Genomic DNA, 21,652 nt, shown 5'->3' with positions numbered 1-21,652 from the left:
TCGGTTCTGGAGCCCCGGTTCGCTCTCCAGGGCCGTAAAGTCCTGACAGCTCCTCACCAGGGCACTTCTTCACGAAAGATCAAGCGCTATGAGCCGCACGGAACAGAACGGCGCGGGCCGCCGCAGACCGCCGACGATCCACGACGTCGCCCGGGAGGCCGGGGTCTCCCGGGGCACGGTCTCCAGGGTGCTCAACGGTGGTCACAACGTCAGCCCGGCCGCGCTCGAAGCGGTTCGGTCCGCCATCCGGCGGACCGGCTACACCGTGAACCGGCACGCCAGGTCCCTGATCACCGGGCGCTCGGACTCGGTGGCGTTCCTGCTGACCGAGCCCCAGGAACGCTTCTTCGAGGACCCGAACTTCAATGTGCTGCTGCGCGGCTGCACCACCGCGCTCGCCGCTCACGACATCCCGCTGCTGCTGATGATCGCGGGCACGGAGGCCGAGCGCCGCCGCAACATGCGCTACATCACCGGGCACGTGGACGGGGTGCTGCTGGTCTCCAACCGATCCGGCGATCCGGTCGCCGCCCGGCTGCACGAGGCCGGCGTACCGCTGGTCGTCTGCGGGAAGCCCCTCGGGCAGGGGTCGCGGGTCAGTCATGTGGCGGCTGACGACCGCAACGGCGCCCGGGACATGGTGCGCTTCCTGTACGGGACGGGGCGCCGCCGGATCGGCACGGTGACCGGGCCGCTGGACACGCCCGGCGGGGTGGACCGGCTCGCGGGCTACCGCGAGACGCTCGCCGAGTGCGGGCTGCCGGTCGACGAGACCCTGATCGTGCCGGGCGACTTCAGCCGGGCGGGCGGCGAGGCGGCGGCCGCGCTGCTGCTGGAGCGGGCGCCCGACGTGGACGCGGTGTTCGTCGCGTCGGACCTCATGGCGCAAGGGGTGCTGAGCACCCTGGAACGGGCGGGCCGGCGGGTGCCGCAGGACATCGCGGTCGGCGGTTTCGACGACTCGCCCGCGGCGCTCGCGGCGCGCCCGGAGCTGACGACGGTCCGCCAGCCGTGGGACCGGATCAGCGCCGAGATGGTGCGGGTGCTGCTGGCGCAGATCGGTGGGGAGGACCCGGCCGCGGTCATCCTCCCCACCGAGCTGGTGCGCCGGGATTCGGCGTAGGAGCGCCCTGCGGATCAGCCGGCCAGCACCTCCAGGGCGCGGTCGACGTCGGCCACGGTGTTGTACAGGTGGAAGGCGGCCCGCAGGTTCCCCGCCCGGGCCGAGACCATCACCCCGGCCGCGGCCAGTTCGGACTCCCGGCCGCCGAGGCCCGGCACGGCCACGATGGCGGAGGTTCCGGGGACCGCCTCGTGCCCGAGCGACGCCAGGCCCTCCCGGAAGCGTGCGGCGAGCCCGGTGGCATGGGCGTACACGGCGTCCACGCCCACCTCGGCCAGCAGCTCCAGTGAGTGCTCGGCCCCGTGGTAGGCGAGGAAGGCGACCGGTTCGTCGAAGCGCCGGGCGTCGGAAGCGAGCTTCTCGACCGGCCCGTACGTGCTGTTCCAGCGGTCCTCGGCCGCCACCCAACCCGCGTAGAGCGACGGCACGGCCCCCTGGGCCTCCTCGGTCACGGTCAGGAACGAGGTGCCGCGGGGGCACAACAGGAACTTGTAGCCGCCGGTGACCGTGTAGTCGTACGCCCCGGCGTCCAGCGGCAGCCATCCGGCCGACTGGCTGGCGTCGAGCATCGTGCGGGCGCCGTGTGCGGCCGCGGCCGTGCGGACCGCGTCGAGGTCGGCGACCCGGCCGTCCGCCGACTGTGCTGCGGAGAACGCGACGAGCGCGGTCCCCGGCCGTACGGCACCCGCCAGTTCGGCCAGCGGGACGTAGCGCATCAGCAGATCGCCGCGCACCGCGAAGGGACTGACGACCGAGCTGAACTCCCCGGTCGGCGCGAGGACTTCGGCGCCCGGCGGGAGGGAGGCCGCGACGAGCCCCACATGGGCGGCGACGGAGCCGCCGACCGCCACCCGCGCGGGCGCCACACCGGCGATCCGGGCGAAACCCGCGCGGGCGGCGTCCACGGCGTCGAAGCTGCCCGCCCCGCCCCGGACGCCCGCGGCACACTCGTCGGCCAGCGCCCTGACGGCCTGGAGCGCGCGGCGGGGCAGCAGTCCGCAGGTGGAGGTGTTGAGGTAGGTCGTTCCGGAAGCGAATTCGGTGGCCCTGGCCTGATCGATCGCAGAAGTCTCCATGCGGGACAGCCTGGCGGCCGCTCAACCCCACGTCAATGACGCAGGTTTCAGCGGCGCGCCCAAGGATGACTTATACGCGCTGCTCGGGGGCGTCCGCCTGGGGCACTTCACAGGCCCCGTCCGCGCCGCAGGCGTCGGCGTCCCCGCCGACCTGGGTGAAGCCGGGGACCTCGCGGTCCTTCCACGCCTGTTCCAGGGCCTGGGCGAACACCTCGGAGGGCTGCCCTCCGGAGATGCCGTAACGCCGGTCGAGCACGAAGAACGGCACGGCGTCGGCACCCAGCTCGGCGGCCTCGCGCTCATCGCCCCGTACGTCGTCGGCGTACGCCCCGGGGTCGGCCAGCACCCTGCGCGTCTCCTCGGCATCGAGTCCCGCCTCGACGGCCAGGTCGGCGAGCACCGCGTCGTCGAAGACCGAGCGCTCCTCGGCGAAGTTCGCGCGGTAGAGGAGGGTCAGCAGCTCGTCCTGGCGTCCGCGGGCCTTGGCGAGGTGGAGCAGCCGGTGCATGTCGAAGGTGCTGCCGTGATCGCGCCCCTCGGTGCGGTAGCCGAGCCCCTCGGCCTGCGCGTTCGCCGCGACGTTGGCCTCCATGCCCCGGGCTTCCTCGGGGGTGCGGCCGTACTTCTGCGCGAGCATGTCGACGACCTGCTCGGTGTCGCCCTTGGCGCGGCCCGGATCGAGCTCGAAGGAGCGGTGGACCACCTCGACGTCGTCGCGGTGGGGGAACCCGGCCAGCGCCTTCTCGAAGCGGGCCTTTCCGATGTAGCACCACGGGCAGGCGATGTCGCTCCATATCTCGACGCGCATGACTCTTCCGCTCTCCAGCTCTGTCGTACGGGGGCGGAGAGGCCCTCCGCCGCCCCTTCAACGCGCGGAGGGGGCCGCTGATTCCCCGGACGGGCCCGGCAGGTGTCACGCCGTGCGGGCCCGTCCACCTGAGGAGTTCTTTCAGTGGTCCGCGCAGCACGGAGTGGGGTCGGGCACCTCGAACGGGACCAGCGTGCCGCCCACGGCGGGCATGGCGGCGAGGACCAGTTCGCCGTCCCGCCACTGCGGGCGGACGAAGTCCCGGGTGACGAGGCGGGTCGCGGGGTCCGGCCGGTCCGCCGTGCCGAGGACCTGGACCCGCTCGATCGCCGAGCGGCTCACCAGTTCGGCGACCGTGAGGGTGCCCGTCAGGGCGGCGGCGCCGGGGTACAGCACCGCCCGCCCGGCCCGGTCCCAGACCCCGTCCGTCACCTGGTGACCCTGGGCCGTGAGCCGGGCCCTGGCGTCCTCGATGACGGCCTCGGACCAGGCGGCCAGGGACAGCGCCACCCGGGGCCGGCCGCCGTCGTCGTCCCGCACCAGGTGGGTGCAGCCGTGGACGTCCTCGGGGAGGCCGAGTCCGGCGGCGAGCTCCCGGAGCAGCTGATCGGCCTCGTGCAGGCCGGTAAGGGAGGTGTCCACACCGAGGGCGTACGGCGGGTTCACGACGGCAGGACCCAGACCGGGTTGGAGTAGAACCACAGGTCGCGCCACGGGTCGGCGTCACCGATGACGTCGATGGCCGGGCCCGCCGGGTCGACGGAGGCTCCCATCGCGCCGACGGCGGAGCGGTTGCCGTCGGTGCCGCGCAGGCGGAGGTAGACCGGCCGGTCGACGCGGCCCAGGTCGTAGGTGAGGCGGACGGTGCCGGTGGACTTGTTCACCTCGTACGACTTCACGACCCGGGCGCTCGGGGCCGTGAAGGTGTCCTTGTCCTTCACCTCGCCGGTGACGTCGCCCTGGATGACGTCGACGCGGGCCAGCGTGGGCTGGAATCCGGCCCAGTTGGGGCCGCCGGCGGCCGACACGTCCACCGTGAGGGTGACGCGGGTGCCCTTCTTGACCTGGAGTGCACCGCCCAGCGTCGCCCAGCGGCTGCCGCCGGACACCCGGACGTCGAGGCCGCTGAGGAGCTGGCCGTGGTCGACCCAGACACGACCGGCGCGGATCCCGTCCATGACGGCGGCGTAGGAGAAGCCGTCGGCGCCGACGTGGGTGCGGCTGTAGTAACCGGGCCAGTAGTCGTTCTCCGTGATGTCGATCTGCCCGCCGTAGACCGGGTCGTCGTAGCGGCCGTTGGCGGCGAAGTCGCCGCCCCCCCGGATCCCGGTGTCGCCGTAGACCTGGTGCGAGTCGGAGTTGGCTGTGATCCACCACGGCTTGCCCTCGGCGAGCAGGCTGTCCCAGAGACCGCCGACCGTGGAGGTCATCCAGTCGAAGCCGCCCCAGGTGCGGTAGCTCTCCAGCGGGTAACCGGGGAACGAGGCACTGCCGGGGCTGTTGTTGTAGATGCCGCGGGCACCGCCGGGGCCGAGCGGCTTGGGCAGGCCGCCCGCCTGGTGGCCGGGGGCGCCCTCGAAGCCGACGGCGATGCGGTGGCTGCCGGGCGTGGCATCCCGCCAGGCGCGGATCTCGTGCGGGGAGTCGATGCCCTTGCGCGCCGGGTGGTTGGCGAGCATCAGGGCGTCCTTGACCTTGCGCCGCTCGACCTGGTCGGCGAGGAAGGTCAGGCCGGCGATGGCCAGTGCCTCGTTGGCGGGCGTCGAGCCACTGGCGCCCTTGACGGACCCGTCGTAGCCGGTCTCGAACTGCTTCAGGACGGAGACCTCGTTCTTCCCCGGGTGCACGAAGACGGTGCCGTGCTCGGCGGCCGGGATGTTCCACTCCAGGCCTTGGAAGACGAGGGTGTCCTCGTAGGCGGAACGCGCCGCCCGGATGTCGGGGTTGACCTTCTCGACACCGATCTTGGCGTGGGTGCCGCTGCCGTGGTCGGTGATGACCAGCCAGTCCATGCCGTGCCTGGCGCCTTGGCGGACCTGGTCGACGACGCGGTACTTGCCGTCGCTGCTGTACTGCGTGTGGATGTGGTGGTCGCCTGCCAGCCACAGGAAGCCCTTGCCGCCCCGGCGGCCGGAGCGGGAGTCGGCGGCGTACGCCGGGGAGGTCGCCGCACCGGCCAGCACACTGGTCGCGGCCATCCCGGCGCCGAGGAGACCGGCCCGGCGCAGCAGGGTGCGGCGGGACCGCTGCTCGGAGTTCAGCGCCTCGTCCGGGACGGAGGTGTCGAACGCCGCGGGCAGGGGCGCCGTCTCGTGCTGGTGGCCGTGGTCGTGACCGTGGTCGTGAGGGTGGTGATGGCCGTGCCCGTGTCCCATGACGCTCCTCGTGGCTGGATCGCCGCCGTTGCGGCCGGTGCTGCCGGCTCCGCGTGTACCGCGTGGCCGTACGAGGAGACTCGCCGCAGAAGGTGAACGTTGAACGACTGCCGGGTGGGCGGGGGTTGCATCCAGCACGACCACTCGTCGGAGGGTGTCCGGCCGGTCACGACCCCGTCCGCACGTCATCCACTCGGCGGAGCGCCGGTGAGAACGTCGCCCCGGCGGCCCGGTCGGCCTCGGGCGCGAACTCTCCGGGACTGTCGAGCAGACCGCTTCCGCGCACTCATCGCCTTTCGGGACACACTCAGGAATCGCAGGCGCCATGACGCCATGGCGTACGGTCCACCGGGGCGATCCGCACAGCCATCACACGGGCAGCACCAGATATCAACGGCAGCCACCGTGAGGAAAAGCCCACGCCGTAGCCGGACGGAACCCTCCCTGGTTCCCGGCACGCGAACGGCCGCACGTCCCTCACCGGTCGGCGACATTCCGCATTGCGATCCTGACACACCATCCAGGCGCCGGGAAAGACCTCACTTCAACTTCGGCACTCAGCCGGCCCGCCCATTCGGGAGATGAAGCGGAAGGAACCCCTCCGTAGCCGGCTCACAGCAAACGCACTGCTCAAGACGGGGGTTGACGGACCATCAAGGCTGGTGCAACCTTCTGTCGACGAGCCGGATCGCGACTCCGAACACGGGCTTCATCCGTTACGGCGTTCCGATTGTCCGGACGTTTCCAGCAGGTTGCACAGAACGGCAGATGCGATGAAGAAACGTTTCCTCTCGTTAACGATTCACGCCGACTGAGGGTCGACGTCGAATCCCTTCACCGCGACACACGAGCCCTTCACATGTGCCACTCAAGGTGACTCGTCCTCTGCTTTTCGCTGTCCGACCCGTCCGGCGATCGCCTTTGCCGCATTCGATGGACACCGAGACAACTCCGGCCGACTACGCCGGTAGGAAACCCCCACGCGACGTCCGCCATCGGGCACCCGAGTGGTGACCCCTGACGCGAACAACTCGTCCGACAAAGGAGCGAACCATGGGAATTGATGTGGTGCGGGAGTCCGCACTGGCCGGCCGAGTCGTCGTGTGGGAGGAGTCCGCACGTGACGGCGCCCAGGCCAAAACCCTGATGACCCCCGACTTCCGGGTCCGCCTGGCGCGCGAGCAGGGGCAGATGTTCGGCACGGACGGACCGCGGCACGTGGTCTTCGCCGCCGGCTTCCCGGCCGTGTGCGCCGAGGAGTTCGAGGCGGTCCGGCAGGTCGCCGTGGAGGCCGAGGGCACCGTGAGCGTGTCCGCGGTGTGCCGGGGAACAGCCCATGACGTGCGGCAGGCCCTGGCCTCGGTCAAGGGCACCGCGCACGCCAGGATCATGGTGATCGTGCCCGCCTCGGAGGCGATGGCACAGGTGATGACCCACCGTCCCGCGGCCGAGGCCCTGGCCGCGGGTGTGGACCTGGTCAAGGGTGCGCGTGACATGGACGACTCGGTGGTCGTCGACGTCTGCCTTGCCGACGCGTCACGCGCCGACCACGCCCTGATGGCGGACTACTCCACACAGATGACCGAGGCCGGTGCCGGCGTCGTGGTCCTGGCCGACACCGTCGGTGACCAGCTGCCCGCCGAAGCCGGCGCGATGTTCACCGCCGTGCGGGCCGGAGCCGGCCAGGACGTGGTGTTCGCCTCCCACCTGCACAACGACCTCGGGCTGGGCCTGGCCAACACGCTCCAGGCCCTGCAGTCCGGTATCCGGGTGGTCTCCAGCTCATGGCTGGGCATCGCCGAGCGGAGCGGCCTGGTCGCCACCGAACAGCTGCTGTTCCTGCTCGCCTACCGGCCCGACCGCGCCAAGGAACTGCTGGGTGAGCAGGCCTCGCCGTGGTGGACCACCCCGGACCTGACCCGTCTCCCCGAGATCGCGCGCATGGTGTCGCAGGAGACCGAGGTGCCGCTGAGCGTGACCACGCCGATCGTCGGGAGCGGGGTGGGCACCATCTCCACCGGCACGCCGTTCGTCCACCCGCAGCTGTTCCAGCCCTACGACCCCCGTGAGCTGTTGGGCGTCGAACCGCGCATACTGCTCACCCACCTGGCCAGCGCCCGGGTGATCACGGCGGTCGCCGCACGGCTCGGACGGGACCTGGACAGGGAACAGACGAAGGCGGCGGCGCATTGGGTCAAGACCCGCGCCTACCGGCAGGGCCGCGCCCTGGTGGACGAGGACGAGTTCGCCGGCTTCCTCGACGGCCTCGTCGCCACCTCCTGAGAGGGACCCCATGACCAGCAGCCCGACTGTCGGCGTCGAGCGCGTCCACCAGTCCCTGTCCCACGGGCGGGCAGTGGTGCTCCCCAACCCCGCGCCGCTCACCTGTGTGGTCGCCGCCACCACCCCGCACGCCGTCAACCTCGCCAAGGGACGGCCCGCCGATCAGGCGGTCGCCCTGTGGATCCACCATTCCCGCACCCTCGCCACCGTGATCGACGCACTCGATCTCGGACCGGACCTGGCGGCAGCTGCCCGGCGGCTGCTGACCGAGGAACGGGTGACCCTGCTCGCCCCGTTGCGGGAAGGCCTCCCGCTGCCCGACTGGATGGGCCCGGCGGCCAAGGACGGGTGGACGCTGTTGTTCGGCGCCCGCTGGGCGCCCCTGCTGCCGGTGCTGGAGGAACATCCGCTCCTCTACGTCAGCAGCGCCAACCGCACCGGTCACCCCCCGGCTGCCACCGCCTCGGACGCCCGGGCGATGTTCCCGGACGACGTCCCCGTCCTGGACCCCGCCGAACTCCCCGGCGCCCATGAGGAACGGGAAGGGACACCCCGCGCGGCCACCACCACCGTGCGCCTGCACCGCGACGGCTCCGTGGGGGTGCACCGCAACGGCGCACAGGACCGGCTGTACCCGTCCGGCGGCTATGTGGACCATCTGCGCACTACTTACCAGCTCCCCGGCCACCGGGCGCCGTACGCGGATGACGGCCACCGGCCGTAACACGAACGGCCGTGACCGCCTCGGACGAGGCGGTCACGGCCGTCGGCCGGCTGCGGGCCCGGACCTGCCGGCCCCTCGCCGCCTGGCGTGCGCGTGCTCCGTCAGCTGCCGTCCCGCAGGTCACCCGGGCCGGTGGGCCGGAAGGCGATCCGGTCGAACGACGCGGTGCACCCGTCGCCGGTCGGTGACTGGACGAGGAAGCCGATGCGGGCGGCCGCCCGCTCCTGCTCGGTGCCGAGGGTGAACAGCCGGACGAAGGTCCACCGCTCGCCGTCCGCCGAGGCGTGGAAGGCGAACGCGCCGCCGGTACGGCTGAGCCGCAGCCAGCAGCTGTCCCCCTCCACGACGGCGGAGTTCACGTCGTCGGACTGACCCCGCGTGACCACGGTGCAGACCGTGGGGCGTTCCGGGGAGAGCTCCAGGCAGAGCTTCGCCCACTCCCGCTCCCCGACGTGGAGGTAGAGGACCCCGGCGTCGAACGCGGCGGCGAAGCCGACACTCACCCGGGCGATCAGCTGGAAGTCACCGTCCGGCACCGCGCCCAGCAGGCGCGGCGCGTCGGTGGCGGGCTCCAGGGCGTCGCCGCCCGGCGGGACGAAGCGGTCCTGCTTCGCACCCGCCGAACCGGTCAGCACGCCGTCCGCGTACGTCCATCCGCCTTCCGGCCCGACGGGCTCCAGGGCGAAGGGGAGCTCGGGGAGCCGCACCGCCGTCATGAGCGGCGCCCGTCGACCCGGCGCGGCAGGCCCTGCGGGTTGGCCTCGCGGAGCTCCGGCGGCAGCAGCGCCTCGGGGGTCGACTGGTAGCTGACCGGGCGGAGCCAGCGCTCGATCGCGGTGGCGCCGACCGAGGTGGAGGTGGAGGTCGTCGCCGGGTAGGGGCCGCCGTGGTGCTGGGCGGGAGCGACGGCGACACCGGTCGGCCAGCCGTTGACCAGGACGCGTCCGGCCACCGGGGTGAGCTCGGCCAGCAGTCCGGCGGCGCTGCCGTCGGCCTCCTCCGTGGCGATCTGGAGGGTCGCGGTGAGGTTCCCCGGCAGGCGGGACAGCACGGCGGTGATCTCGTCGGCGGAGTCGTAGCGCGCGACGACGGTGACCGGGCCGAAGCACTCCTCCAGGAGCGCGTCGTGCGGCCCCTCCTGGGCCAGCCGCCGCGCCGGCACGGTGAGGAATCCGGCGGAGACCGTGTGCTCGCCGCCGGCACCCGGGGTGACCGGGGCCTCCACGTCCGGGAGCGCGGCCCGTTCGGCCACTCCCTGGACGAAGGCGTCGCGCATCCGGTGGTCGAGCATGACCCCGGCGCCCGTGCCGCTCACCGTCTCGGTCAGCGCCTTCAGCAGCTGGTCGCCCGCCTCACCGGTCGGGGCGAAGACGAAGCCGGGCTTGGTGCAGAACTGACCGGCGCCCATCGTCATCGAACCACCGAGCCCGGCACCGATCTGCTCACCGCGCTCGGCTGCCGCCGCCTCGGTGACGACCACGGGGTTGAGCGAACCGAGCTCGCCGTGGAAGGGGATCGGGGCGGGCCGGGCGGCCGCCGCGTCGAACAGGGCGCGGCCACCGCGGATCGAGCCGGTGAAACCGGCGGCGGAGACCAGCGGGTGCCTGACCAGCTCGACACCCGCCTCGAAGCCGTGGATCACGGTCAGGACGTCCTCGGGCAGACCGTGCTGCGCCGCGGCCCTGCGCAGGAGCGAGGCGCAGAGTTCGGAGGTCGCCGGGTGGTCCGGGTGCGCCTTGACGACGACCGGGCAGCCCGCGGCGAGCGCGCTCGCGGTGTCGCCACCGGGGACGGAGAAGGCGAGCGGGAAGTTGCTGGCGGCGTACACCGCCACGACGCCGAGCGGGATCTTGTAGCGGCGCAGGTCCGGCCACGGCGGGGTGCGGCTGCCGTCCTCGTGGTCGATGTGGATGTCGAGGTAGGCACCCTCGTCGACGACCTCCGCGAAGGCCCGCAGCTGGGCGGCCGTGCGGGCCAGTTCGCCGGTCAGCCGGGCGGGGCCGAGCGCGGTCTCCGCGTCGGCCGCCTCGATGACGTGCTCCTGGGCCTCGGCGAGGAGATCGGCCGCGGTGCGGAGGAACGCGGCGCGCACCGTGCGGTCGGCCAGCGATGCACGGGCGGCGTGCGCCGCCCGGACCGCACGGTCGACCTCCTCCGCTGTAGCCTCCACCGCGACCTGCTCACGCGGGTTCCCCGTACGGGGGTCGACGCTCCAGACTGGTGCTGCTGCCACCGTGATTTCCTTCCGGTCCACTGCCACACATGGGAAGCTGTTCGGTATTCTGAACAGCGTTCCTGAACGTGAATACACAGGAACTCTATTTGTGGGCGATCGGTGTTGGCAAGAAGTCGCAGGGTCGTACAAGCAGGCTGGAAGGGGCATACGGCATGTCGGTAGGCGAGTCAGGTGGGGCACAGGTCAAGTCCGCTGTACGGACGGTGGAACTGCTCGAATACTTCGCGGGGCGCCCCGGTATGCACTCGCTGGCCGCCGTGCAGGAGGCCGTCGGCTACCCCAAGTCCAGCCTCTACATGCTGCTGCGCACGCTCGTGGAGCTGGGCTGGGTCGAGACCGACGCCACGGGCACCCGGTACGGGATCGGCGTACGCGCCCTGCTCGTCGGCACCTCGTACATCGACGGCGACGAGGTCGTCGCCGCAGCCCGGCCCACCCTGGACCGGCTCTCCGACGACACCACCGAGACCATCCACCTGGCCCGGCTGGACGGGACGAACGTGGTGTACCTCGCCACCCGGCAGTCCCAGCACTACCTGCGCCCCTTCACGCGCGTCGGCCGGCGCCTGCCCGCGCACTCCACCTCGCTCGGCAAGGCGCTGCTGGCGACCCACAGCGACGAGCAGGTCCGCAAGATGCTGCCCGAGACGCTGCCGGCGCTGACGGAGCACACCCTCACCGACCGCGAGAAGCTGATCGAGGAACTGCACCTCATCCGCGAGCAGGGGTACGCCGTGGACCGCGAGGAGAACACGCTGGGGCTCCGCTGCTTCGGTGTCGCCATCCCGTACCGCACGCCCTCGCGTGACGCGATCAGCTGCTCGGTCCCGGTCGCGCGGCTCACGTCGGCGCACGAGCAGATGGTCAAGGACGCCCTGTTCGACGCCCGCGACCGGCTCACCCTGGCGACCCGCAGGCTCTGAGCACCGGGCGGCCGGGGCGCGCACCTGAGAATCGGGTGAGCACCTGAGAACCCGGTGAGAAGGGACACGGACGGGAACGCCCCCGGCGCCCCCGTTCGTCCCTCCAACGGTATGAACACGACGATCAGGCGCGCTTCGGTCTTCTGTCTGCTGATGGTTCTCGCCCTGCTGGTGCGGGCGACCTGGGTGCAGGCGTACGAGGCACGGGCGCTCGCGGACGACGAACACAACCGGCGGAACACGATCGCGCAGTACGCGCAGCCGCTCGGTGACATCATCGTGGCCGGTTCCCCGGTCACCGGTTCGAAGGAGACGGACGGCGGCGACCTCCGCTACGAACGCACCTACACCCAGGGCGAGATGTACGCGGCGGTCACCGGTTACAGCTCGCAGGCCTACGGCGCCACGCAGCTCGAAGGCATCTACGGCGACGTCCTCGACGGCACCGACGACCGGCTGAAGAGCCCCGCCGATGTGATCACCGGCAGGCAGACGGCCCCCGGCAGCGTGCTGACGACCATCGACCCGGCTGTGCAGAAGGCGGCCTTCGAGGCGCTCGGGGACGACCGGGGCGCGGCGGTCGCGATGGACCCGGAGACCGGGCGGATCCTGGGCATGGTCTCCTCGCCCTCGTACGACCCCTCCGACATCAGCGGCACGACGGACGGCGACGCCTGGCGGAAGCTGCTCGACGACAGGACCGAGCCCCTGGTCAACAGGGCTCTGCGGCAGCCGCTGGCGCCGGGTTCGACGTTCAAGCTGGTGGTGGCCGCCGCGGCGCTGGAGAACGGCCTGTACGGCTCGGTCGACGAGCCCACGGACAGCCCGGCCCCGTACACCCTGCCGAACACGAGCACGGTCCTGTCGAACGAGAACCCTTCGGCACCCTGCGAGAACGCCACCCTGCGCACCGCGCTCCAGTACTCCTGCAACAACGTCTTCGCGAAGGTCGCCGCCGATCTCGGCCAGGACGAGCTGAAGGCGATGGCGGACGCCTTCGGTTTCGACACTTCGAGGCTGGACGTGCCCGTGCGGGCGTCGGAGAGCGTCTACCCGACCGGTATGGACGAGGCACAGACCGCGCTGACCGGCATCGGCCAGTTCGAGGTGACCGCGACCCCGATGCAGATGGCCATGGTCTCGGCCGCCCTCTCCAACGGCGGCGAGCTGGCCTCGCCCCACATGGTCGCCGAGGTGACCGACGCCGACGGCTCCACGCTCCAGGAGTACCCGGACGGCGACACCGAGCGGGTCGTGAAGGAGTCGACCGCCGAACAGCTGCGCAGCGCGATGGTCACCGTCGTGGAGGAGGGGACCGGCGGCAACGCGCGGATCGACGGCGCCGAGGTGGGCGGCAAGACGGGAACCGCGCAGAACGGCGTGGACAACAGCAACACCCCGTACGCGTGGTTCACCTCGTACGCGAAGGACGCCTCCACCGGCGAGCAGGTCGCGGTAGCGGTGGTCGTCGAGGACTCCGGAGCGGCCCGCTCCGAGGTCAGCGGCAACGGGCTGGCGGCGCCGGTCGCCCGGCAGATGATGAAGGCGGCACTGGGAAGCTGACGGCCGCGCGCAACGGTACTTCGGCACCAGGACTTCACGTTTTCGCCGTGTTACGCCTTACTGGGAGGCTCACACGCATCGAAGCGCTTCCGGGTACGCGTTGGTACGCTCTCGCCCCGCGAACGGGGTTGGGAACGTACACAACCCGTTCGAGCGAGCGTGCAGGGATCCCGTGCAGAGAAGAGGTACCCGTGGGCACAGTCCTGGACGATGCCGCTGCCGCCGAGTTCCATGCGTTCTTCGAGGCGCACTACGCCGAACTCGCCCGGCTGGCCCATCTGCTGACGGGCGAGGCCGACGCCGCGGACGACCTGGCCGCCGACGCGCTCATGGCGCTCTGGCACCGCTGGGACCGCGTCAGGGGCGCCGACCACCCGGCGGCCTACGCGAGAGGCGTCGTGGCCAACCTGGCACGCACACGCATCCGCAGCGCGGTGCGTGAGCGCCGGAGAATCGCCCTGTTCTGGGCGCCGCGCGGGGCCGGGGACGGCTACGCCGCCGACGGGCCCGACGTGTCGGCGGTGGTGGACGTCCAAGGGGCCCTGCGCCGGCTGCCGTTCCGCAAGCGCGCGTGCGTGGTGCTGCGACACGCCTTCGACCTGTCCGAACGGGACACCGCTCTGGTCCTCGGGATATCGGTGGGTACGGTGAAGAGCCAGACCTCGCGCGGTGTGGCGGAACTCCAGCGGCTGCTCGGACCCCGGACCACGGCGGCACAGGTGCAGGTGGCGGCCGCCGGGCAGCGCACCGGAGAAGGGCAGTGATGGACGAGGACCTGCGGGAGCGGCTGCGCACGGCCGCCGCGGCGCACCGCCCGGACCGGGCACGGATGCTGGCCCGGATCGAGCGAGGCATGGCGGAGGAACCGCCGTCCCGTCCCGCGCGCGGCCCGCGCACGCCGATGCCCTGGCTGCGGGTCGCCGGCGCGACGGCCGCGGTGTGCGGGGTGCTGGCGGCCGGAGCGTTCGCGGTCACCGCGGCGGGGCGGGAGGACCCCTCGGGCGGGCAGCGGGTGGCCGCCGGGCCCGCGTCACCCTCCTCGTCCTCCCCCACCGCCGGTACGCAGCCGTCCCCGGGCCGCGGCGGTGCGCTGCCCGCCGTGAACGGCCCCCTGAGGTCGGAGGGTTCGCTGAACCCGAACAGCAACAGCTACTGGGCGCAGAGCGAGGTGACGGTCACGACGGACCGGCCGCTGACCTCGCTCACCGTCGAGCTGCGGATCGCGCTGAACGGCGGGGTGAACGCCACCGGTTCCTGGCGCTCCCTGCCGGAGCGGGACTTCGTGGTGTCGGCACGCGAGAAGGACGGATTCCTCGTCTACCGCTGGACCCTCAAGCCGAGACGGAGCGTGCCCACCGGTACGCACACCTTCGCGGGGCAGTACAACCACGCGTCGGGCGCCCGGGACGCGGGCCGGGACGACTACACGGCGCATGCGGGTGTGGGGGGCGAACAGACCTCTGTGGGCGGCGTCTTCACCGAGAGGCGCTGAGGCGCGGAAGAAAAACGGATCCGGAACGCGGCAACCCTTTTCCCGGCGGTGGCGACCCATGAGCGCGACACACTCCCCCCACCCTCTAGGAAACGGGACCGACGAACATGAGCGAACGAGCACGCACACACCGGCGCAGGCCCGGCAAGCGCCGCATGGCCGCCGCCCTCACCGCGGCACTGGGCCTCACCGGCGCCGCACTGGCCACCAATGTGATGCTGCAGCCCGCCGGGGCCGCGGCCGCCGCGGTGCCGGCCTGGCCCAGCGCCACCGGGACCCAGGCCGCCTCGAAGACCATCGAGGTCTCGGGGACGTACGACGGATCACTGAAGCGCTTCTACGGGAGCGGAGACCTCGGCGGGGACGGCCAGGAGGAGGGCCAGGACCCGATCTTCAAGCTGGCGGACGGGGCGACGCTCAAGAACGTCATCCTGGGCACGCCCGCCGCCGACGGCGTGCACTGCTCCGGCAGTTGCACGATCCAGAACGTCTGGTGGGAGGACGTCGGCGAGGACGCCGCGTCCTTCAAGGGCACGTCGACCGGCTCCGTCTACACGGTCTACGGCGGCGGCGCCAGGAAGGCCTCCGACAAGGTCTTCCAGTTCAACGGCGCGGGCAAGCTGGTCATCACGAAGTTCCAGGTCGCGGACTTCGGCAAGCTGGTCCGGTCCTGCGGCAACTGCTCCAAGCAGTACAAGCGCGACATCATCGTGAACGACGTCGACATCACCGCGCCGGGCAAGTCCCTGGTCGGCATCAACACCAACTACGGGGACACCGCGGCGCTGCGGTCGGTGCGGATCCACGGCGACAGCAGCAAGAAGATCAAGCCGTGCGTCCGCTACACCGGCAACAGCACCGGCGCCGAGCCGGTGGAGACGGGCAGCGGTCCGGACGGCACGTACTGCCGCTACACCGCGTCGGACCTCAGCTACGGCTGAGGTCCCCCGTCCGGATCAGGCCGGGCAGGAGCGGGAGGGCGCGCCGACACCTGGGGAGGTCGAGGCGCGCCCTTTACGCACCTCCGCCCGTCGGGGCAGAGCCCGTGGAGCGGCTCCGTGGGCCGATACTGGTCGTGCCAGTCGCCTTCTGTGCCGATGCCTCCGAGGGGAACCGTTCATGACCACGGCGAGAGACCTGTTCATCGTCACCGTCGACCCTGGGCCGGAGCATGCCGTGGGGCAGGGGGACCTGTCTCTCGCACTCGCGGGAGCCGAGCTGATCGATCTCATCGGTGCGGGAGTCGTCGCGGTGGACGGCGACCTGGTCGTGCCGGTCGGGCCGTCGACGCCGGACGACCGGCTCCTCGGCGAGGCTGCGGCACAGCTCACCCGGCAAGCGCCGTACGAACGGATCGAGGACTGGCTGTGGCGCCGTGGCCGGGACCTCTCAGCCGCGTACCGGACCGCGTTGGAGGAGGACGGCGAGCTGACGCGGAAGCGCAGCGGCAGGCTGCCCTTCGGCCGCGCGGAGCGCGTCGAACCGGTCGATACGCCCGCCCGCCGCCGGGCAGCCGACCGTCTGGCGGGGAAGGAGCCCGTCCTGGTCTCCCTCGCCTCGGTCGTGGGTCTCGACGGCGGGCAACCCGACGACGAACCCGACCTCGACGAGGCGGTGACGACCGTGGTGGCCGCCGTCCACGACGCGGTGATGGAGCTGGAGGCCGTGCGCCAGAGACGGAACATCGAGAACGCGGCCTTCGCCAACCTGTGGCGAGGCCCGTGAGCCGAGACCGACGGCAGGGTTGAGCCTCACCCGGCCGCCGGGCGGGGCGGGCCACCACTCCGCACAGCGGCCGTGCGCTCAGGCGTGCGCCGGTTCCCGTCGCGTCCCGGCGGCAGCCCGGGCGGTGGGCATGCCGCGCCAGTAACCGCAGAAGTAGATCTGCTGTTTGTCGATGCCGCGCTCGTTCACCAGGTAACGCCGCACCGACGTGGCCAGGGTGGACTCCCCCGCCACCCAGACGTACGGCGTGCCGGGCGGGAAGGGCAGGGAACGCAGCGCCTCCAGCGTCCGGGAACCGGGAGCGCCCGTGCGGTAGAGCCAGGTCGCCTCACCGGCCAGGTCCAGTACGTCCCGCTCGTCCTTGACTTCGAGCAGGGCGTGCACCGGGGTGCGGGCGCCTTCGAGCATGGAGGCGATCGCGGGCAGAGCCGTCTCGTCGCCGATCAGCAGCTGCCAGTCCGCGTCTCCGGCCTCGTACCGGGCGCCGTCGCTCAGGATCCCGATCCGGTCACCCGGTTCGGCCCGGCCGGCCCAGGCCGACGCCGGACCGCTGTCCCCGTGGAGCGCGAAGTCGATGTCGAGCTCCCGGCGCGCATGATCGATCCGGCGGACCGTGTAGTTGCGGACCACCGGGCGCCGCTCCTCCGGCATCTCCTGCAGTTCGGCCCACCAGTCGGAGCCGGTCGGCAGGCGCAGGTCATCGCTGACCGGGAGGAACAGCCGTACCAGGTGGTCGGGGCCCGCGTAGTCGAAGTCGCCTACGCCGTCCCCTGACAACGTGATCCGGACCATGCGCGCCGCGAGCCGGCGCACTCCGGTGACGGTCACGAACATGGGCCGCTGCGGTGGCACTTGACGGGCTGCGGGCGATGGCGACATCGAGGAACCACTCCTGAACAAGGGACACCGATTATTAGGTTAGGTTTAGCTTACTTGCATGGGTGCGGGAGTGCCACACCGGCGGGCGCGACCACCCCACTCCCCCCTCCGCTCGTTTCCGGCCTTCTTTGATGACAGGGGCATGGCAATCAGGGGGTGTGGGGCATAGAACTGAGGCCCCGTGAGAACCCGCGACCGGCGACCCCGCCGGTGCGGTCCTCCTCCCCCGCTCTCGGTTCCGAGCCGAGCCGAGTCCCCCATGAGTGAAGGGACAGCAATGCCACACTCCCTATGGCTGAAGGCAGTCGGCACCGCCGCCGCGGCCACCCTGGCCGCGACGGCAGCGGCGCACGCGGCGCACGCACCGGATCCGGCCACGGCCCCGGCCCCGGCGAAGAACGCGGCAGCGGTGGTGACACTCCGCTACGACGACAGCCGGGCAGCCGGCTGGGAGACGGCGGTCACCGCCGGAGTCGCCTCGTGGAACCAGAACGTCGCCAACGTCAGGCTGGTCGAAGCGGCGCCCGGCACCCGGGCCGAGATCCAGATCGTCGCCACCAGCGGCTGGCCCCAGGCGACACTCGGACCGGTACGGCCGGGAGGCCAGGTGCGCGTCGAACTCGGCAGCCAGGCGGTGTCCCAGGGCCATGACAGAACCCGCATAGCCGCCCACGAGATCGGACACAGCCTGGGCCTGCCCGACACCAAGCCAGGACCGTGCACACAGCTGATGTCCGGGTCGAGCGCAGGCACCAGTTGCAGGAACGCGGTCCCGAACACGACCGAACGAGCACGCGTCGAGTCCGCCTACGCCAACGGCCTGGCCCGGCTCACTCCGGCCGACGGCCGCACCCTGGTGGACGCGCCGTAGACCATGCCCGCGACGTCCCGCCGTGCGCCCGGAGGGCGCGACTCACAGAGGCCGGTGCCACACGGTCGCACGGCGGAGTACCGGCCGCGCACGGGACCGCACCCGGCTGATGCGACGACGCCGCGAAGGTGCGTACCCGGCGTAGCGGGCCAGGCGGGACCGGCTCGCGACCTCGGATGCGCAGTGGGCGCGGATCGAGCCGTACTCCCGGGATGCGGAGTGGGCTTGAGGGGGCATAGCGGAGTGATGCGGCCCGCATTCCTTGCCGGGGGTGTGGGCCATATTTCTGTCAGTGGCGCAGCCCGGTCAGAAGAAGTTGCGCATTTTATATTTCCACGCGTCCAGACGGCCGCACTCCGGGAATTTCACGGTGGGCCGTGTCCATTCTCTGTCCAGGTGTTTCGTTGCCATCTTCTCCAGATTGGTGCTCACGTTCGATTTCCAGTCCTTCGGGATCGCTCGGCACGTCAGATATTCGAAGATCGGGTCACCTGCAAGGATTCCCACGCCGTACGATTCAACGGTGTCGGCGAGCCGAATTACATGCCCCTTTCTTACCTCTTCACCCTCTTCGGTTCGATAGTCGTTCACCTGATTGAGACCTGCGAGGATAATTTCGTCCGTAATGACGACGTGGACTTTCTTGTCATCCCAGCATTGCTGATACGAGGCCTTCGTCGTGTGGTCGATATCCTTCTTCTTCAGGTAGCCCTCCGACGTCGACCCGGTGGCGGTGCAGATTCGGTCCCGGTCGTACGTCCGTCCGATGTCGTCGATTCCTTCTACCGCGGCAGCGCCCTCTTCCGTTTCCCACACCAGCGCGGACAGGCTTGTCTTGAAATAGGGGCCGACGAAATCAAGCGGTGCGCTGGTGTGTTTCCTGGCCTTCGTTGCCTGGGATCCATCCATGGTCCAGGTTGCCACGACAAAATCCACTACGCCGTTCTGCAGCAGTCGGTCACGGTCCTTCGTTTCCACGGCTTGGAAATCCACCTTGTGGCGGGGGAATCCAAGGCTCGCGGCGATGTTGTACGCCAAGTCGATTTCGAAGCCCTGCCATTGTCCAGGTGTTGTTTCCCTGGCGAGGCCTGGCTGATCCGCCTTGACTCCGACCCTGATGGTGTCCTTGCCGTGGATTTGGCGGATCTGAGGGGAGTCCTCGGGCGAGACGGAGAACACGGAGTATCCCCCCAGAAGCAGGGCCAGGGCAGCCGCCGGAAGCCCCACGAGGCGGACTGCCTTCCGTTGCATCACCGGAATCGGATTGCCGTCCGGGATGTTCGCGGTCCGCCGGGAAACCGCGTCAGCCCTTGGGGTGGCAGACGTGCGCGACGGCGGCGGCGTTCCCGTGCCGCTGGTCTCGGAGGGTGGCCGTTGCTGCGCGGGAACAGCCGGCGGAGGGGCGTCACCGGAAGGGGCGTAGGCGGCGTTCTTGATGAACGGGGCGCGGTCCAGGTGGTCGCGGCACTGCTTTGACGGCCGGGGCCTGTTCCTGAGTGTGAGCTCTTTGCTCAGCCGCCGGAAGATGCTGTCGAGATCAAGGTAACGAGGCAGGCACGGGATCCCGTTGCGCAGTACGGTGAGTAACGCGCCTGTGAACGCGGTGAATTCCTCGCCCGGCGGTGACACCGCAGTGGCGGTTTCGCTCGCTGCGGCGAGGACGTAGGTTCCCGCCACCTCAAAAAGGGCGGAGTCGGACTGCAACCCGAAGGCGCGGGCGGCGTAGCAGCAGTCGAGGATGACGATGCGCCGCTCGGCGCGGCTTTTCTCGATGTGTTCCTTGACCCAGGCGTACGGGACCGCGGTGTCGTGCACGGACTCCCGCTCGCTGCTTCGCACCGCCAGGTGAAAGTGTCCGGACCAGTCGATGAGTCCGTGACCTGCGTAGTACACCAGCAGGGTGTCGGTGGCCTCCTTGGCGGCCTCCTCCACGGCGCGCGAGAGATCGCGGGGCGATGCCGGGTCACGAAGGACGGTGCAGTTCGCGACGGGAAGGTTCCAGGCGGCGGTGATGAGATCGGCCAGGTCCTCGACGTTGCGGCGCGTCGCCGGCAACTGGTGAAGTTCGTTGAACCGTCCGGCGCCGATCAGCACGATGCGGGTCCCCGACGGGTCGGGCAGGCCCGTGCCGGCGAGGGGGCTTGTCGATTCGCCGCCGTCGGGGGCCGGAGGCCGCTTCGTGGAGGTCACCCCTCGAAGAGGCGCCGGATCATCGCCTCGGCCTCCTCCCTGGAAGCATCACCGGGAATCTCGATCTGTTCTCCCGCCGCCCGCACGATGACGGATTCGGGCGGGCTGGGGCGGCTGGCTCGCCAGGAAGCTATGGACACGGCCAGCGAAGCAGCACTGAATCCACTGCTGACCAGCAGCGTGATCAGATCCAGCAGATCGCCCTGCAGTCCGGGGATCGCCGGCCGCGCCGATCCCGGTGCAACTTGCGCATGACGGCGCACGGCCGAGTCCGCCTCAAGCCACCGGCCCAACGAGCGGAGTTCGTCCTCGGCTCCGCTGCCGCTGCACTGAACGACGATCTCCAAAACGGCCCCCGTTTCGTGATGAGGCGCCAAGTATATGGTCGGCGGGCGGAGTTGTCGGGGTACGAGCAGTTCGCCCTAAGGGCTGTCCCGCAATTCCCGGTGGATCAGCGCGCGGCGTCAGATGCGGTGCATCGCAAGGCGGAGGGACGTCCGCATACTGGATGTATGGGGATGTTCCGACAACGCGGCGAGGTGCCGTAGCTGTCGTCGTGCGCCCGCCGGGAATTGTGGGACAGCCCTTAAGGGCTGAAGCCTGGGGGCAATTCGTTTCGCACGCAGGGCGATGCTGACGGCTGATGCGCCCGTGCGGGGTCGTGGTAGCGGGAGTGTCGGAGCCGAGGGCGTCAGGCGTGGTTCCCTGTGGCGCCCGTTGCGGTTTCTCGAAACGACGCGGTGGCCGCCTCAAGGCACGTGGCGAAGTCCGCCTGCTCGCCTGCGTCGAGCCACTGGTCGAAGGCGTTCTGGAAGATGAGTGCGGCGATCTGCGCCGCGAGGCGCGCGCTGCGGGGTTCGGTGCCGCGTTGATGGAGTGCGTCACCGATCGCGGCGGTGACGGCGGCGAATTTGGTGCGCTCGCGCTCCTGGAGTTCCGCGCTTGCGTTGATCACGGCTCGACGCTCGGCGGCGTGCTCGATGTGGGCAGTCAACTGGACGCCGGCCTCGGCCAGGGCCGCGAGGGCGGTGGACAGCGGGGTCCCGGCGTCGGCGGCGTCGAGGACGGCCTGATGCAGCGCGGCAGGAAGGCGTTCGGATCCGGAGAAGAGGACCTCGCGCTTGTCGGGGAAGTATCGGAAGTACGAGCGCCGGGTGATGCCGGCGCGCTCGGCGATCTGCGTCACGGTCACCTGGTCGTAGCCGAGCTCGGAGTACAGCTCCAGTGCCGCCTCTGTCAGGCGTTTCTGCGTTCCGGGGTCCCATCTCGCCATGGCGTGACCCTAACAAATGATGTCTCACCGTGTCATCGGTGCTAGCCTGAGTGATGACACAGTGAGACATCACATTGCATCGGTGGTTGTCGGGCCGACGCCCGAGAGGAG

Annotated in this window: 20 protein-coding genes; 10 read left to right on the top strand and 10 right to left on the bottom strand. The window is 70.8% G+C overall.

Annotation, left to right across the window (positions count from 1 at the left end; translation table 11 throughout):
* Positions 1 to 88 precede the first annotated feature (88 nt).
* Positions 89 to 1,123, top strand: coding sequence for a LacI family DNA-binding transcriptional regulator (locus tag ABT001_RS19440; RefSeq protein WP_351278847.1), 1,035 nt, complete (start codon positions 89 to 91; stop codon positions 1,121 to 1,123).
* Between the two features lie 14 nt (positions 1,124 to 1,137).
* Here the strand turns inward: ABT001_RS19440 and ABT001_RS19435 are convergent, their stop codons facing one another.
* From ABT001_RS19435 to ABT001_RS19420, 4 genes are all read right to left on the bottom strand, one after another.
* Positions 1,138 to 2,199, bottom strand: a complete 1,062-nt coding sequence (locus ABT001_RS19435) for an aminotransferase class V-fold PLP-dependent enzyme (protein ID WP_351278845.1) — start codon at positions 2,197 to 2,199, stop codon at positions 1,138 to 1,140.
* A gap of 70 nt (positions 2,200 to 2,269) precedes the next feature.
* Complete coding sequence (locus ABT001_RS19430; protein ID WP_351278842.1) at positions 2,270 to 3,007, bottom strand: DsbA family oxidoreductase; 738 nt, start codon at positions 3,005 to 3,007, stop codon at positions 2,270 to 2,272.
* A 141-nt stretch (positions 3,008 to 3,148) separates the two neighbouring features.
* Positions 3,149 to 3,649 (bottom strand): hypothetical protein, encoded by a 501-nt coding sequence (locus ABT001_RS19425; RefSeq protein ID WP_351278839.1) that lies wholly within the window; start codon positions 3,647 to 3,649, stop codon positions 3,149 to 3,151.
* 20 nt (positions 3,650 to 3,669) lie between these two features.
* Positions 3,670 to 5,382 (bottom strand): PHP domain-containing protein, encoded by a 1,713-nt coding sequence (locus ABT001_RS19420; protein ID WP_351278837.1) that lies wholly within the window; start codon positions 5,380 to 5,382, stop codon positions 3,670 to 3,672.
* 1,053 nt (positions 5,383 to 6,435) lie between these two features.
* Between ABT001_RS19420 and ABT001_RS19415 the strand changes: the two genes are divergently transcribed.
* Both ABT001_RS19415 and ABT001_RS19410 read left to right on the top strand, forming a co-directional pair.
* Positions 6,436 to 7,665, top strand: a complete 1,230-nt coding sequence (locus ABT001_RS19415) for a hydroxymethylglutaryl-CoA lyase-like TIM-barrel protein (RefSeq protein WP_351278834.1) — start codon at positions 6,436 to 6,438, stop codon at positions 7,663 to 7,665.
* A 10-nt stretch (positions 7,666 to 7,675) separates the two neighbouring features.
* A complete protein-coding gene (locus ABT001_RS19410; RefSeq protein ID WP_351278832.1) occupies positions 7,676 to 8,389 on the top strand; it encodes a hypothetical protein in 714 nt (237 codons plus the stop codon).
* A 101-nt stretch (positions 8,390 to 8,490) separates the two neighbouring features.
* On the opposite strand, the gene ABT001_RS19405 is transcribed toward ABT001_RS19410, so the two are convergent.
* Positions 8,491 to 9,105, bottom strand: a complete 615-nt coding sequence (locus ABT001_RS19405; protein WP_351278829.1) for a DUF1349 domain-containing protein — start codon at positions 9,103 to 9,105, stop codon at positions 8,491 to 8,493.
* A complete protein-coding gene (locus ABT001_RS19400; protein ID WP_351278826.1) occupies positions 9,102 to 10,622 on the bottom strand; it encodes an aldehyde dehydrogenase (NADP(+)) in 1,521 nt (506 codons plus the stop codon). Before ABT001_RS19400 ends, ABT001_RS19405 begins: the two co-directional genes overlap by 4 nt.
* Positions 10,623 to 10,777: 155 nt before the next feature.
* Here ABT001_RS19400 and ABT001_RS19395 point away from each other — a divergent pair, with 155 nt between their 5' ends.
* The 6 genes from ABT001_RS19395 (at position 10,778) to ABT001_RS19370 (ending at position 16,328) form a co-directional block, all read left to right on the top strand.
* The gene (locus ABT001_RS19395) at positions 10,778 to 11,548 is read left to right on the top strand and encodes an IclR family transcriptional regulator (RefSeq protein WP_351278825.1); all 771 of its coding nucleotides are present in this window, start codon (positions 10,778 to 10,780) and stop codon (positions 11,546 to 11,548) included.
* A gap of 111 nt (positions 11,549 to 11,659) precedes the next feature.
* Entirely contained in the window at positions 11,660 to 13,111 is a 1,452-nt protein-coding gene (locus ABT001_RS19390) for a peptidoglycan D,D-transpeptidase FtsI family protein (RefSeq protein ID WP_351278822.1), read from the top strand.
* Between the two features lie 191 nt (positions 13,112 to 13,302).
* A complete protein-coding gene (locus ABT001_RS19385; protein WP_351278820.1) occupies positions 13,303 to 13,875 on the top strand; it encodes a SigE family RNA polymerase sigma factor in 573 nt (190 codons plus the stop codon).
* Entirely contained in the window at positions 13,875 to 14,603 is a 729-nt protein-coding gene (locus ABT001_RS19380; RefSeq protein WP_351278817.1) for a hypothetical protein, read from the top strand. The genes ABT001_RS19385 and ABT001_RS19380 overlap by 1 nt, the downstream gene beginning before the upstream one ends.
* 107 nt (positions 14,604 to 14,710) lie before the next feature.
* The gene (locus tag ABT001_RS19375; protein ID WP_351278815.1) at positions 14,711 to 15,544 is read left to right on the top strand and encodes a pectate lyase; all 834 of its coding nucleotides are present in this window, start codon (positions 14,711 to 14,713) and stop codon (positions 15,542 to 15,544) included.
* Positions 15,545 to 15,722: 178 nt separating this feature from the next.
* Positions 15,723 to 16,328 carry a GOLPH3/VPS74 family protein gene (locus ABT001_RS19370; RefSeq protein ID WP_351278813.1) on the top strand — a complete coding sequence of 202 codons (606 nt, stop codon included), beginning with the start codon at positions 15,723 to 15,725 and terminating at the stop codon, positions 16,326 to 16,328.
* A 78-nt stretch (positions 16,329 to 16,406) separates the two neighbouring features.
* Here ABT001_RS19370 and ABT001_RS19365 read toward each other — a convergent pair whose 3' ends face one another.
* Positions 16,407 to 17,162, bottom strand: a complete 756-nt coding sequence (locus tag ABT001_RS19365; protein ID WP_351278810.1) for a siderophore-interacting protein — start codon at positions 17,160 to 17,162, stop codon at positions 16,407 to 16,409.
* A 322-nt stretch (positions 17,163 to 17,484) separates the two neighbouring features.
* Between ABT001_RS19365 and ABT001_RS19360 the strand changes: the two genes are divergently transcribed.
* Positions 17,485 to 18,078, top strand: a complete 594-nt coding sequence (locus ABT001_RS19360) for a snapalysin family zinc-dependent metalloprotease (protein ID WP_351278808.1) — start codon at positions 17,485 to 17,487, stop codon at positions 18,076 to 18,078.
* Between the two features lie 306 nt (positions 18,079 to 18,384).
* On the opposite strand, the gene ABT001_RS19355 is transcribed toward ABT001_RS19360, so the two are convergent.
* The 3 genes from ABT001_RS19355 to ABT001_RS19345 form a co-directional block, all read right to left on the bottom strand.
* Positions 18,385 to 20,268 carry a caspase, EACC1-associated type gene (locus ABT001_RS19355; RefSeq protein WP_351278806.1) on the bottom strand — a complete coding sequence of 628 codons (1,884 nt, stop codon included), beginning with the start codon at positions 20,266 to 20,268 and terminating at the stop codon, positions 18,385 to 18,387.
* The gene (locus tag ABT001_RS19350) at positions 20,265 to 20,615 is read right to left on the bottom strand and encodes an effector-associated constant component EACC1 (RefSeq protein ID WP_351278803.1); all 351 of its coding nucleotides are present in this window, start codon (positions 20,613 to 20,615) and stop codon (positions 20,265 to 20,267) included. The genes ABT001_RS19355 and ABT001_RS19350 overlap by 4 nt, the downstream gene beginning before the upstream one ends.
* 344 nt (positions 20,616 to 20,959) lie before the next feature.
* Entirely contained in the window at positions 20,960 to 21,541 is a 582-nt protein-coding gene (locus ABT001_RS19345) for a TetR/AcrR family transcriptional regulator (protein WP_351278801.1), read from the bottom strand.
* Positions 21,542 to 21,652 lie beyond the last annotated feature (111 nt).

The sequence above is a fragment of the Streptomyces sp. NPDC002793 genome (assembly GCF_040295485.1).
Classification (GTDB): domain Bacteria; phylum Actinomycetota; class Actinomycetes; order Streptomycetales; family Streptomycetaceae; genus Streptomyces.
The sequence above is the reverse complement of the archived record's forward strand: the minus strand, read 5'-3'. Positions and strand labels throughout refer to the sequence as shown.

Bases quoted from the DNA above. Each gene is read 5' to 3' on its own strand.
- ABT001_RS19440 (WP_351278847.1), top strand. From the start codon at position 89: ATGAGCCGCACGGAACAGAACGGCGCGGGCCGCCGCAGACCGCCGACG.
- ABT001_RS19345 (WP_351278801.1), bottom strand. From the start codon at position 21,541: ATGGCGAGATGGGACCCCGGAACGCAGAAACGCCTGACAGAGGCGGCA.
- ABT001_RS19375 (WP_351278815.1), top strand. From the start codon at position 14,711: ATGAGCGAACGAGCACGCACACACCGGCGCAGGCCCGGCAAGCGCCGC.
- ABT001_RS19380 (WP_351278817.1), top strand. From the start codon at position 13,875: ATGGACGAGGACCTGCGGGAGCGGCTGCGCACGGCCGCCGCGGCGCAC.
- ABT001_RS19370 (WP_351278813.1), top strand. From the start codon at position 15,723: ATGACCACGGCGAGAGACCTGTTCATCGTCACCGTCGACCCTGGGCCG.
- ABT001_RS19430 (WP_351278842.1), bottom strand. From the start codon at position 3,007: ATGCGCGTCGAGATATGGAGCGACATCGCCTGCCCGTGGTGCTACATC.
- ABT001_RS19420 (WP_351278837.1), bottom strand. From the start codon at position 5,382: ATGGGACACGGGCACGGCCATCACCACCCTCACGACCACGGTCACGAC.
- ABT001_RS19390 (WP_351278822.1), top strand. From the start codon at position 11,660: ATGAACACGACGATCAGGCGCGCTTCGGTCTTCTGTCTGCTGATGGTT.
- ABT001_RS19435 (WP_351278845.1), bottom strand. From the start codon at position 2,199: ATGGAGACTTCTGCGATCGATCAGGCCAGGGCCACCGAATTCGCTTCC.
- ABT001_RS19405 (WP_351278829.1), bottom strand. From the start codon at position 9,105: ATGACGGCGGTGCGGCTCCCCGAGCTCCCCTTCGCCCTGGAGCCCGTC.
- ABT001_RS19415 (WP_351278834.1), top strand. From the start codon at position 6,436: ATGGGAATTGATGTGGTGCGGGAGTCCGCACTGGCCGGCCGAGTCGTC.
- ABT001_RS19395 (WP_351278825.1), top strand. From the start codon at position 10,778: ATGTCGGTAGGCGAGTCAGGTGGGGCACAGGTCAAGTCCGCTGTACGG.
- ABT001_RS19365 (WP_351278810.1), bottom strand. From the start codon at position 17,162: ATGTTCGTGACCGTCACCGGAGTGCGCCGGCTCGCGGCGCGCATGGTC.
- ABT001_RS19410 (WP_351278832.1), top strand. From the start codon at position 7,676: ATGACCAGCAGCCCGACTGTCGGCGTCGAGCGCGTCCACCAGTCCCTG.
- ABT001_RS19360 (WP_351278808.1), top strand. From the start codon at position 17,485: ATGCCACACTCCCTATGGCTGAAGGCAGTCGGCACCGCCGCCGCGGCC.